We start from the raw sequence: 12,625 nt of genomic DNA, 5'->3' as shown, positions 1-12,625 counted from the left end.
CCCGACGCCAGGCCGGGAGGCGGGAGACCGTATTTCCTTCTACGTCACGCAACGGCGCGCGACAGGAGCCAGAGGACAATGCAGACCAAGCTGGACGAAGCCAAGGCCGAGCTGCTCGAGAGGGCCGCGCGGGTAGCTGAGAACAGCCCGGTCGGTGGGCACCTACCGACCGGGACGACGGACGAGGGCACCCCGGGGACCCCGGACCACGCGTCCGTCTTCGCGTTCCTCCGGCGTTACTACCGGCACACCGCCCCGGAGGACCTGACCGACCGCGAACCGGTCGACGTCTTCGGAGCCGCCGTCTCGCACTACCGGCTGGCCGAGAACCGTCCGCAGGGCACGGCCAACGTGCGGGTCCACACCCCGACGGTGGAGGAGAACGGCTGGACGTGCAGCCACTCCGTCGTCGAGGTGGTCACCGACGACATGCCCTTCCTCGTCGACTCCGTGACCAACGAGCTGACCCGCCAGGGCCGCGGCATCCACGTCGTCGTCCACCCGCAGTTCGTGGTGCGCCGCGACGTCACCGGCAAGCTCGTCGAGGTGCTCACCGGTCCGCCCACCGACGACCTCCCGCACGACGCGCACGTCGAGTCATGGATCCACGTCGAGATCGACCGCGAGACCGACCGCGGCGACCTGAAGCAGATCACCGCCGATCTGCTGCGCGTCCTGAACGACGTCCGCGAGGCCGTCGAGGACTGGGGCAAGATGCGCGACGCGGCCGTCCGCATCGCGGAAGGGCTGCCGGACGAGTCCCTCCCCGGCGACCTCCCCCCGCGGGAGCTGGAGGAGGCCCGCGAGCTGCTGCGCTGGCTTGCCGACGACCACTTCACCTTCCTCGGCTACCGCGAGTACCAGCTGCGCGACGACGACTCCCTCGCCGCCGTCGCCGGCACCGGCCTCGGCATCCTGCGCTCCGACCCGCACCACGCGACCGACGAGAGCCACCCGGTCAGCCCGTCCTTCGAGCGGCTGCCCGCCGACGCCCGCGCCAAGGCCCGCGAGCACCGGCTGCTGGTGCTGACCAAGGCCAACAGCCGCTCCACCGTGCACCGGCCGTCCTACCTGGACTACATCGGCGTCAAGAAGTTCGACGAGCAGGGCAACGTCGTCGGTGAGCGGCGCTTCCTCGGGCTGTTCTCCTCCGCCGCCTACACCGAGTCCGTCCGCCGGGTCCCGGTCGCCCGGCGCAAGGTGGAGGAGGTGCTGGAGCGGGCGGGCTTCTCGCCCAACAGCCACGACGGACGGGACCTGCTCCAGATCCTGGAGACGTACCCGCGCGACGAGATGTTCCAGATGCCGGTCGAGGAGCTGGAGCCGATCGTCACCTCCGTCCTCTACCTCCAGGAGCGCCGCCGCCTGCGGCTCTACCTGCGCCAGGACGAGTACGGGCGCTACTACTCGGCCCTCGTCTACCTTCCGCGCGACCGCTACACCACCGGTGTCCGGCTGCGGATCATCGACATCCTCAAGGAGGAGCTCGGCGGCACCAGCGTCGACTTCACGGCCTGGAACACCGAGTCGATCCTGTCCCGGCTGCACTTCGTGGTCCGCGTGCCGCAGGGCACCGAGCTGCCGCAGCTGTCCGACGCCGACAAGGAGCGCATCGAGGCCCGCCTCGTGGAGGCCGCCCGCTCCTGGGCCGACGGATTCGCCGAGGCGCTGACCGCCGAGTTCGGCGAGGAGCGCTCCGCGGAGCTGATGCGCCGCTACGGCGCGGCCTTCCCCGAGGGCTACAAGGCCGACCACGGTCCGCGTTCCGCGGTCGCCGACCTCGGGCACCTGGAGCGGCTCGACGAGGAGAGCCAGTTCGCGCTGAGCCTGTACGAGCCGGTGGGCGCCGCGCCCGAGGAGCGCCGCTTCAAGATCTACCAGAAGGGCGGCTCGGTCTCCCTCTCGCAGGTGCTGCCGGTGCTCAGCCGGCTCGGTGTCGAGGTCACCGACGAGCGCCCGTACGAGCTGCGCTGCGCGGACCGCACGACGGCCTGGATCTACGACTTCGGCCTGCGCATGCCCAAGGCGGTGGCCGGAGGCGCCGACTACCTCGGCGACGACGCCCGCGAGCGGTTCCAGGACGCCTTCGCCGCCACCTGGACCGGCAAGGCGGAGAACGACGGCTTCAACGCCCTGGTGCTCAGCGCCGGGCTGACCTGGCGGCAGGCCATGGTGCTGCGCGCGTACGCGAAGTACCTGCGGCAGGCGGGCTCCACCTTCAGCCAGGACTACATGGAGGACACCCTCCGCAACAACGTCCACACCACCCGCCTCCTCGTCTCCCTGTTCGAGGCGCGGATGTCGCCGGAGCGGCAGCGCGCCGGACGCGAGATCGTGGACGCCCTGCTCGAAGAGGTCGACGCGGCCCTCGAACAGGTGGCGTCGCTCGACGAGGACCGGATCCTGCGCTCCTTCCTCACCGTCATCAAGGCGACGCTGCGGACCAACTTCTTCCAGCGGACGGGCGGCGGGGAGCCGCACGACTACGTCTCCATGAAGTTCGACCCGCAGGCCATCCCCGACCTGCCCGCGCCGCGCCCGGCGTTCGAGATCTGGGTGTACTCGCCGCGCGTCGAGGGCGTGCACCTGCGCTTCGGCAAGGTCGCGCGCGGCGGCCTGCGCTGGTCCGACCGCCGGGAGGACTTCCGCACCGAGATCCTCGGCCTGGTCAAGGCGCAGATGGTGAAGAACACCGTCATCGTGCCGGTCGGCGCCAAGGGCGGCTTCGTCGCCAAGCAGCTGCCCGACCCGAACGTGGACCGTGACGCCTGGCTGGCCGAGGGCGTCGCCAGCTACCGGACGTTCATCTCGGCCCTGCTCGACATCACCGACAACATGGTCGCCGGCGAGGTCGTGCACCCGGCGGACGTCGTCCGGCACGACGAGGACGACACCTACCTCGTCGTCGCCGCCGACAAGGGCACCGCGAAGTTCTCCGACATCGCCAACGAGGTCGCCGAGTCGTACAACTTCTGGCTCGGTGACGCCTTCGCCTCCGGCGGCTCGGCCGGCTACGACCACAAGGGCATGGGCATCACCGCCCGCGGCGCCTGGGAGTCCGTCAAGCGGCACTTCCGGGAGCTGGGCGTGGACACCCAGAGCCAGGACTTCACGGTCGTCGGCATCGGCGACATGTCCGGTGACGTGTTCGGCAACGGCATGCTGCTGTCCGAGCACATCCGCCTGGTCGCCGCCTTCGACCACCGGCACATCTTCATCGACCCGACGCCGGACGCGGCCGTCTCCTACGCCGAGCGCCGCCGCCTGTTCGAGCTGCCGCGCTCCTCGTGGGAGGACTACAACCCCGAGCTGCTGTCGGCCGGCGGCGGCGTCTTCCCGCGCACGGCCAAGTCCATCCCGGTCAACGCGCACATCCGCGACGCCCTCGGCATCGAGGCCGGCATCACCAAGATGACCCCCGCCGAGCTGATGAGGGCGATCCTCACGGCCCCGGTGGACCTGCTGTGGAACGGTGGCATCGGCACGTACGTCAAGGCGTCCACCGAGTCCAACGGCGACGTCGGCGACAAGGCCAACGACCCCATCCGCGTCGACGGCAAGGACCTGCGGGTCCAGGTCGTCGGCGAGGGCGGCAACCTGGGCCTGACCCAGCTCGGCCGGATCGAGTTCGCCCGCAACGGCGGCCGGATCAACACGGACGCCATCGACAACAGCGCGGGCGTGGACACCTCCGACCACGAGGTGAACATCAAGATCCTGCTGAACGGTCTCGTCAAGGACGGCGACATGACCGTCAAGCAGCGCAACAAGCTGCTCGCCGAGATGACCGACGAGGTCGGCGCGCTGGTCCTGCGCAACAACTACGCGCAGAACACGGCCATCGCCAACGCGCTCGCCCAGTCCAACGACATGCTCCACGCCCAGCAGCGCTTCATGCGCCACCTGGTGCGCGAGGGCAGCCTGGACCGGGCCCTGGAGTTCCTGCCGACCGACCGCCAGATCCGCGAACGCCTGGGCGCCGGACAGGGCCTGACCGGCCCGGAGACCGCCGTCCTGCTGGCGTACACGAAGATCACGGTCGCCGAGGAGCTGCTGCACACCTCGCTGCCCGACGACCCGTACCTGAAGGGTCTGCTGCACACCTACTTCCCGACGGCGCTGCGCGAGCGGTTCTCCGACCGGATCGACGGCCACCCGCTGCGCCGCGAGATCACGACGACCGTCCTGGTCAACGACACGGTCAACACGGGCGGTACGACGTACCTGCACCGGATGCGCGAGGAGACCGGCGCGTCGCTGGAGGAGATCGTGCGGGCGCAGACCGCGGCCCGGGCGATCTTCCGCGCCGCTCCGGTGTGGGACGCGGTGGAGGCCCTGGACAACAAGGTCGAGGCCGACGTCCAGACCCGCATCCGGCTGCACTCGCGCCGGCTGGTCGAGCGCGGCACGCGCTGGCTGCTCAACAACCGGCCGCAGCCGCTGCAGCTCGCCGAGACGGTGGACTTCTTCGCCGAGCGCGTCGAGCAGGTCTGGGCGCAGCTGCCCAAGCTGCTGCGCGGCGCGGACGCCGAGTGGTACCAGTACATCTACGACGAGCTGGCCGCCGCCGGTGTGCCGGACGAGCCGGCCACGCGGGTGGCGGGGTTCTCCTCGGCCTTCCCGACGCTGGACATCGTCTCGGTGGCCGACCGCATGGGCAAGGAGCCGCTGGACGTCGCCGAGGTGTACTACGACCTCGCCGACCGGCTCGACATCACCAAGCTGATGGACCGCATCAGCGCCCTGCCCCGCGCCGACCGCTGGCAGTCCATGGCCCGCGCGGCGATCCGCGAGGACCTGTACGCGGCCCACGCGGCGCTCACCGCGGACGTGCTGGCGGTGGGCAACGGGACGTCGACGCCGGAGCAGCGGTTCAAGGTGTGGGAGGAGAAGAACGCGGCGATCCTCGGCCGGGCCCGCACCACGCTGGAGGAGATCCAGAACTCGGACGCCTTCGACCTGTCCAACCTGTCGGTGGCGATGCGGACCATGCGGACGCTGCTGCGGACGCATTCGTGACGGCGTGATGACGGCGTAGTGGTGGTGTGAGGCGCCCCCGGGTCGGTGGATCCGGGGGCGTCTTCATGCCCGGACAGAGAGGATATGTCCTATAAAGTGACCCGGTGACTGGCTGCTCCGGGACGAGGCGTGCCGTACCGACGCGAGCGGGTGCCGTCCCGGCGGCCGTCTCCTGGACGGCCGCCGCGCTCGTCCTCCTCCTGCTGCTCCTGGTGATCGTCCGGCTGCCCTGGATCGGTGACCTCGGCATGCACGCGGCCACCGTCGAACGCCTGCGGCACGGTCTGCTCCACCCCGGCAACCCGCTGGTCGACGCGGACACGCCGAGCCCGTACTACTCGCCGTGGACGGCGGTGCTCGGCTGCGTCGCCCGGGTGACCGGCCTGTCGGTCTTCGTGGTGCTGCGGATCGGCGCGCTGGCGGGGCTGGGGCTGCTGGTGACGGGGGTGTGGCACCACACCCGCACACTGAGCGCCCGTCGGTCCGCGCCCGCGCTCGTGCTGCTGTGCCTGGTGTTCCTGTGGGGGACCGCTCCGTTCGCCTGGAGCGGCTTCCTCGGTCTCGGCTCCCTCGCGCTGACCGTGTCGTACCCGAGCGTCCTCGCGCTCGGTCTCTCCTTCCACCTCTGGGCCCTCCTGGCGCGGGCGGTGCGCGGTGCGGGCGGCGGGGAGCCCGCCCGGTGGGGTGTGTGGGCGGTGCTCGGTGTGCTGTGGGCGGTGATCCTGCTGTGCCACCAGTTCTCCGGGGTCGTCGCCTCGCTCGGCGCCCTCGCCACGGTGATCGCGGCGCGGTGCGGGCGGCGGGCGTGGATGCGGGCGGCTGCCGGGCTCGCGGTGGGGGTGGTGGTGCTGCGGCTCTGGCCCTACTACGACTTCTTCGCGCTGTTCGGCGCCGGGGACGGGCTGGAGGCGGTGCACCGGCCGCTGTACCGGGATCTGGCCGGACGGTACTGGCTGGTGCTGCTCGGGGTGGCGGCGCTGGCGGTGCGGTGGCGGCGCGACCGGCGGGACGTGCTGGTGCTGTTCTTCGTGCTGGGGGCGGTGGTGTCCGTGGCGGGCGGGGTGAGCGGGCACTGGTCGTGGGGACGGGCGCTGCCCGCGGCGCTGATCCCGGCGCAGGTGGCGGCGGGGGTGGAGGCGGCCGGGGCCGGGCGGCGGGCGGTGCGGGCGGGATGGGCGTACGCGCTCGGGGCGGCGCTGGTGGTGGGGGCGTGGGCGCAGGCGGGGACGCTCGGGTACGTGACCGGGCGGGGGGTGCTGCCGCAGGCGGTGGCGGCGAAGTACCGGGAGCCGTGGGCCGGGTACCACTGGATCACGCCGTGGGTGGAGTACGGGGACGTGGTCATGGCGCGGAGGATGCCGGCGCGGCAGATCCCCGCGTACGGGGCGTACACCGTGGCACCGGGGTATCCCGACTTCTTCCTGCGGGACGAGGAGGAGCGGGCGGCGGCGGTGCGGAGGTATTTCGCGCCGGGGACGGCGGGGAGCGTGCGGCGGGGGATCGAGCGGGAGTACGGGGTGCGGTGGGTGGTGGACCGTGGGGGCGGGCTGCGGGGGGACGCGGGGTTGCGGGTGGTGGGGCGGGGGCCTGGGGGGCAGGTGCTGTACGCGGTGGCGGGGGTGGGGTGAGGGGGTGCTGCGCGGGAGGGTCAGTGGAGGACGGCTGTGGCCAGTTTCCGGGCTCGGGTGAGGCGGGGGCCCGTGAGGTGGCGGGCCAGGGGGGCGAGGAGGGCGGTCGCCCGGCCTGCGGGCTGCCAGCGGAACTGGAGGCGTCCCGGGTCGTGGCCCTCCGGCTCGACGGTCACCTGGTGGGGGGCCAGGCCGGCACGGTAGGGGATGCGGGCGGTGAGGGGCGGGAAGGACAGCGGGGCTAGCAGGATGCCGGTGTGGGTCTGGCCCTGATGGCGCAGGCGGAGCACGGGGTGGCGTACGCCCCCGAAGCCGTGCAGGGGGAGCGGCGCGGCCGCCAGGTCCAGGCGGACGCGTCCCTCGAAGACTCCGGGACGGACCGGGGAGAGACGGAAGGCGACGGTGAGACGCCGGCGGCCGGGGGAGAGGTGGAGGGTGGCGCGCTGGTGACCGACCGGAAGGCGCAGCGCCGGGTCGTAGGTGCGGACGGTCAGGCCGACCGACGCGCCCGGCCCCCGTTCGACCGCCGTGATCTCGTGGCGGAGGAGGGCGGAGAAGAACGGGCGGGTGTCCGGCCCGAGGTCCGTCAGGTCCAGTTCGCGCCGGGCCTGCTCGGTGTCCGGGACGTGCCCGCCCCAGTAGACCCGGTCCCCGGCCGGGTCCGGCGTGATCCGGCGCGGGGCCGGACCGTGGCCGAGCCCGCGTGCGGCCTGCCGCAGTTCGGGCAGGCGGCGGTCGCGGACCAGCTGGAGCACGACCCGTTCGGCGCGCGGCAGCCGCGCGTACGCGCCCGGTGAGAGCGTGTCGAGGTACGGGACCGTGATGCCGGCGAAGGACGCCAGCCACTGGTCGTCGCGGTACGGCAGGTCACCGGCGTACATCCGGAAGTCGTGCTTGAGGAACTTGAAGTCCTTGTCCTCGCGCAGCGACTCGTGGCCGCTGTCGGCCAGGAAGGCGTCGATGAGCCGCTGGACGTGGATGCGGTCGCGGACGTTGTCCAGCCGGTGGCGCTGGTTGGAGATCGAGGCGGTGCGCGCGTCCGCGTACGGATCCACGTACCAGAGGTAGACCGGGTCCGGGACGATGGTGAAGGCCTTCGCCAGGCAGTAGGCCTGCGCCGAGAAGAGCTGGTCCTCGTAGTGGATGCCCTCGGGGAAGCGCAGGCCGTGCCGGTCCAGGAAGGAGCGGGCGTACATCTTGCTGGTGGCGAGGTGCTCGAAGAACAGCCGCGGGTCGGCCTCGATGCCGTCGAGCGTGCGGCGCTCGGCGACGAGGTGCGGCATCCACGTGGTGCGGCGGCCGTTGTCCACGCGTACCCGCCGCACCGCGCCCATCGCGAAGTCGAGCTCGCGCTCGCGGTGGGCGGCGAGCAGCACCTCGACGGCGCGCTCCGGCAGTTCGTCGTCGCTGTCCAGGAACATCAGGTACGGCGCCCGCGCGATCTCCAGGGCCCGGTTGCGCGGAGCGCTGCAGCCGCCGCTGTTCTCGTCCAGGCGGAGGTACACGATGCGGGGGTCGCGTGCGGCCAGTTCCCGGGCGACGTCCGGCGTCGCGTCGGTCGAGTGGTCGTCGCTGATGATGATCTCGATGCCGGAGTGGGTCTGGTGGCGCAGCGACTCCACCGCCCGGGGGAGGCGGGCCGCGTCGTTGTGGACGATGACCGTGACGCTGACGTCGGGTGCCGTGGTGCTCATGCGACCTCCTCCGGACGCGGGGCCGGCGTCCGTTCCGCGACCGGCACCACCGGCGGCAGCGTCCGCTCGTCCTCGCCGAGGAAGACCCGGCGGACGACGCGTTCGGCGGCGTGGCCGTCGTCGTACTCGCAGAAGCGGCGCCGGAAGACGTCCCGCGCCTTCGCCGCGCGCTCGTCGCGCCAGGCGTCGGTGGCGAGGATCTCGGTGAGTTCCGCCTGGCCGCGGGCGACCGGCCCGGGTGCCTCGGTCATCAGGTCGAAGTAGACGCCGCGGGTGGTGCGGTACGTCTCCCAGTCGTCGGCGTGGATGACGATCGGGCGGTCGAGGTTGGCGTAGTCGAACATGATCGACGAGTAGTCCGTGACCAGGACGTCGGCGGCCAGGCAGAGGTCCTCGACCGGGTCGTAGGAGGAGACGTCGATGATCCGGCCGGTGCGGCGCAGGCCGGTCAGCGGGGAGGCGAAACCCTCGTAGAAGTAGTGCCCGCGCACGAGGAGGATCGTTTCCTCACCGAGCTGGTCGGCGAGCGCGGCGAGGTCCAGGCGCGGGGTCCAGCCGGCCTCGTAGTCGCGGTGCGTGGGCGCGTACAGGACCGCTCTGCGGCCCGGGGCGATGCCGAGGCGCTCACGGACGGCGCGCACCTCGGCGGCGCCCGCGCGGTAGTAGACGTCGTTGCGCGGATAGCCGTGGTCCAGGGAGACGTGACGGGACGGGTACGCCCGCTGCCACATGCGGGTGGAGTGGCTGTTCGCGCTGACGCTGTAGTCCCACTTGTCGACGCGGTCCAGCAGGGCCCGGAAGTCCAGGCCCCGGGAGGCGGCGGGGTACGGCATCTGGTCCAGGCCCATGCGCTTGAGCGGGGTGCCGTGGTGGGTCTGGAGGTGGACGCTGCCGGGGCGCTTGACGACGGCGTCCGGGAAGTTGACGTTGTTGACGAGGTACTTGGCGCGTCCCAGCACCTCCCAGTAGCGGCGGGTGCCGGGGACGACGTGATCGGTGCCGGGTGGCAGCAGGGCCGCGTTCGCGGCGGTGACGACCCACACCGGGCGGATATGCGGGGCGAGTGCGGCGAGCTCGGCGGCGATGGCGGCCGGATTGCAGGCCACGCCGCGGTTCCAGTAGGCGGAGAAGACGGCCAGACGGGGATCGACCGGGTCGGCTAGTGCCCTGCGGTACTGGAGGGTGCGCAGCCCGGTGCCGGCCCGGTGCCTGCCCGCGCGCGCCGCGGAACGGACGCCGCGGCGCACGCGGTTGGTCCTCTGCAGGGCGCGGTACCTGTGGTAGGCGCCGTCCTCCAGCAGCGATCGGCGTACGCCCTCGAGGCCGGCCGGGGGCCGGTGGCCCTCGGGGCGCCGACGCCGGACGGCCAGGGACGCCCGGCGGAAGAACTCCCGCGCGACGTCCTGCGGCATCCCGGCGCGGGCGAAGGTGCGCAGGCAGTCGCGGACCATGAGGTCGTACAGGACGTCCTCGACGGCCGGGCGGCCGGCGGCGAGGCCGAGGAGGGTCTCGTAGCGGTCGACGAGGGCGTACCGTTCCTGCGGCGGGACGGGCGGAAGGCTTTCGGGGCGCAGCCGGCGGTCCTCGAAGGCGGGATGCGGCAGGCAGGCGACGCGGTCGGCGAGGAGCAGGGCGGCGAGCGCGGCGAACGGCTCGGCATCAGTGGTGAGCAGGTGTTCGTGCTCCCGCCAGAAACCGGCGCGCAGGGCGCGGTTGCCGAGCAGCGGGGTCAGTCTCAGCAGTCCGGCGCACTCGTCGAGGGTGAGGGCGGCGCCGCCCGCGCGGGCGAGGCGCGGACCGTCCGGGGAGGGCAGCCCGGAGGTCCGCCAGGTGCCGCGGGTGTGATCGAACAGCAGCACGTCCACCGGGCCGGCGAGACCGGCGGTGTGTTCGGCGACGATGTGCGGGGCACCGGCCGGCAGCCCGTCCTTGGCGTGCACGAAGTGCAGCCAGCGGCCCGTCGCCCGGGCCGCCCCGGCGGCCCGGGCCGCGGCGTCCCCGGTCCCCTCCGGCAGGGGTACCACGGTGAACGCGGGAGCGTGCCGCTCGGCGGTCTCGCGCGCCCAGTCGCCGACGGCGGCGACGATCACCTCGACGCCGGTCAGCGGATGGGTGTCCAGGGAGTCGAGGAGCGCGGGCAGGTGGTCCTGGACGTTGGGGCCGTGGACGATGACGCTGAGTCCGAGGGTCTCGGGCATCGCGGGGACTCCTTCGCCTGGCGTCGCTCCCTCACTTCTGTCCGGTCATGGTGTCATTGATGGGATAATCAGGACAATTGGGTGGAGTGTGGAGGGGGCGAACGAGGGAAGGGGCGTTCACGCGCCCCCGTGGGCCCGGCCGCCGGCCTCGGCGCGCCGGGCTACCTGCCCGTGAACTTCTCGTACTCCCTGAGCACCTCGTCGGTCGGCCCGTCCAGGCGCAGCTCGCCGCGTTCCAGCCACAGGACGCGGTCGCAGGTGTCGCGGATGGACTTGTTGCTGTGGCTGACCAGGAACACGGTGCCCGCGCGCTCGCGCAGCTCCCGGATGCGCTTCTCGGACCGCTTCTGGAAGGAGCGGTCGCCGGTGGCCAGCGCCTCGTCGACGAGGAGGACGTCGTGGTCCTTGGCGGCGGCGATGGAGAACCGCAGCCGGGCCGCCATGCCGGAGGAGTAGGTGCGCATCGGCAGGGAGATGAAGTCGCCCTTGTCGTTGATCCCGGAGAAGTCGACGATCTCCTGGTAGCGCTCCTTGATCTGCGTCCGGGACATGCCCATCGCCAGGCCGCCGAGGTGGACGTTGCGCTCGCCGGACAGGTCGTTCATCAGGGCCGCGTTGACGCCCAGCAGGGAGGGCTGGCCGTCGGTGAAGATGCGGCCGTTCTCCACCGGCAGGAGGCCCGCGACCGCCTTGAGCAGGGTCGATTTGCCGGAACCGTTGGTGCCGATGAGGCCGATCGCCTCGCCGCGGTACGCCACGAAGGACACGTTCTTCACGGCGTGCACCCGGCGCACGCCCGCCGCCTTCTCGGCCTTCCTGCGCCGCACGATGCGGTCGAGGGCGGCGGTCGCGGAGCCGCGTCCGGCACCGGCGCCGTTGACCCGGTAGACGATGTCGACACCGTCGACGACGACGGTGGGGACGCGTTCGTCCGCCTGCGGGGTGATGCGGGGGGTGTCAGCCACGACCGTAGGTCTCCTCGGCCTTCCAGAAGTAGACGAAGCCGCCGATCGCGGCCACCAGCGCCCAGCCCGCGGCCAGCGCCCACACGTGGTCCGGCAGCATGCCGCCGCCGAAGCTGTCGATCAGGGCGTGACGCATCAGGTCGATGTAGACGGCGGCGGGATTGACCTGGAGCACGGTGCCGACCCAGGAGGGCAGGCCGCTGTCCGGGCCGGTCATGTGGGGGATGCTGAACATGACGCCCGAGCCGTACATCCAGGTGCGCAGCAGGAACGGCATCAGCTGGGCCATGTCGGGGATCCTGGACCCGATCCGGGCCATGACCAGCGACACGCCCGCGTTGAACAGGAACTGCAGCAGCAGTGCCGGGACGGCCAGCACCCAGGACGCGGCGGGCGGCACGCCGAAGGCGAGCAGGATCACGACGAGGGCGGTCATCGAGAACAGCAGCTGCTGCAGCTGCTGGAGGCAGAACGACACCGGCAGCGCGGCCCGCGGGAAGTGCAGGGCGCGCACGAGACCGAGGTTCCCGGAGATGGCCCGGGTGCCCGCCATGATCGAGCTCTGCGTGAACGTCCACACGAACACGCCGGTGACCAGGAACGGGACGTAGTCCTCCACGCCGCGCTGGGTGTTCATCAGCACGCCGAAGATGAAGTAGTACACCGCCGCGTTCAGCAGGGGCGTCATCACCTGCCAGACCTGGCCCAGCTTCGCCTGGCTGTACTGGGCCGTCAGCTTGGCCGTGGCGAAGGCGCCGATGAAGTGCCGGCGCGCCCACAGCCGGCGGACGTACGCGGGCAGGGAGGGGCGGGCGCCGCTGACCGAGAGGCCGTGGCGGGCGGCGAGGGCCGCGAGGTCGTGGCCGGCGGCGCCCCCGGCGGAGGCGGTGACCGCCGGTGCCGGGGGTGGTGTGTCGAGGACCTGGCTCACATCTGTTGCTTTCGCTCGGGGTCTGCGGGTCTCGGGTCTCGGTTGCCGGGGCCCGGGGAGGGGTGGCGCCCCGCGTTCACCCGCATGCCGGCGGGCGTTCTCCTACGTCGGGACGGGACCGTATCGTCGTCACGTGAGCGTAGGGCGTGGGAACGTCGGAACGCAACCGTTCCGTCGTCACGCCCTATGC

The 12,625-nt window shown here is 72.2% G+C and carries 6 protein-coding genes; 2 read left to right on the top strand and 4 right to left on the bottom strand.

Translation table 11 applies throughout. The annotated features are described in order from the left end of the window. Nucleotides 1–78: 78 nt before the first annotated feature. Both ACFYOJ_RS24320 and ACFYOJ_RS24315 read left to right on the top strand, forming a co-directional pair. Nucleotides 79–5,019: an NAD-glutamate dehydrogenase gene (locus tag ACFYOJ_RS24320; protein WP_356556913.1), complete on the top strand. Its 4,941-nt coding sequence runs from the start codon at nucleotides 79–81 to the stop codon at nucleotides 5,017–5,019. A 104-nt stretch (nucleotides 5,020–5,123) separates the two neighbouring features. Beyond that, complete coding sequence (locus tag ACFYOJ_RS24315) at nucleotides 5,124–6,647, top strand: hypothetical protein (RefSeq protein WP_356556914.1); 1,524 nt, start codon at nucleotides 5,124–5,126, stop codon at nucleotides 6,645–6,647. 20 nt (nucleotides 6,648–6,667) lie between these two features. Here the strand turns inward: ACFYOJ_RS24315 and ACFYOJ_RS24310 are convergent, their stop codons facing one another. The 4 genes from ACFYOJ_RS24310 to ACFYOJ_RS24295 all read right to left on the bottom strand — a co-directional run bounded on the left by ACFYOJ_RS24310 (nucleotide 6,668) and on the right by ACFYOJ_RS24295 (nucleotide 12,435). Further along, nucleotides 6,668–8,341, bottom strand: coding sequence for a glycosyltransferase family 2 protein (locus tag ACFYOJ_RS24310; protein ID WP_356556915.1), 1,674 nt, complete (start codon nucleotides 8,339–8,341; stop codon nucleotides 6,668–6,670). Then, the gene (locus ACFYOJ_RS24305; protein ID WP_356556916.1) at nucleotides 8,338–10,539 is read right to left on the bottom strand and encodes a CDP-glycerol glycerophosphotransferase family protein; all 2,202 of its coding nucleotides are present in this window, start codon (nucleotides 10,537–10,539) and stop codon (nucleotides 8,338–8,340) included. Before ACFYOJ_RS24305 ends, ACFYOJ_RS24310 begins: the two co-directional genes overlap by 4 nt. 161 nt (nucleotides 10,540–10,700) lie before the next feature. Then, nucleotides 10,701–11,504 carry an ABC transporter ATP-binding protein gene (locus ACFYOJ_RS24300; protein WP_356556917.1) on the bottom strand — a complete coding sequence of 268 codons (804 nt, stop codon included), beginning with the start codon at nucleotides 11,502–11,504 and terminating at the stop codon, nucleotides 10,701–10,703. Then, complete coding sequence (locus ACFYOJ_RS24295; protein ID WP_356556918.1) at nucleotides 11,497–12,435, bottom strand: ABC transporter permease; 939 nt, start codon at nucleotides 12,433–12,435, stop codon at nucleotides 11,497–11,499. The genes ACFYOJ_RS24300 and ACFYOJ_RS24295 overlap by 8 nt, the downstream gene beginning before the upstream one ends. Between the last annotated feature and the right edge of the window lie 190 nt (nucleotides 12,436–12,625).

The sequence above is a fragment of the Streptomyces sp. NPDC006384 genome, from assembly GCF_042870695.1.
GTDB lineage: Bacteria > Actinomycetota > Actinomycetes > Streptomycetales > Streptomycetaceae > Streptomyces.
This window is presented reverse-complemented; position numbering and strand designations above follow the sequence as displayed.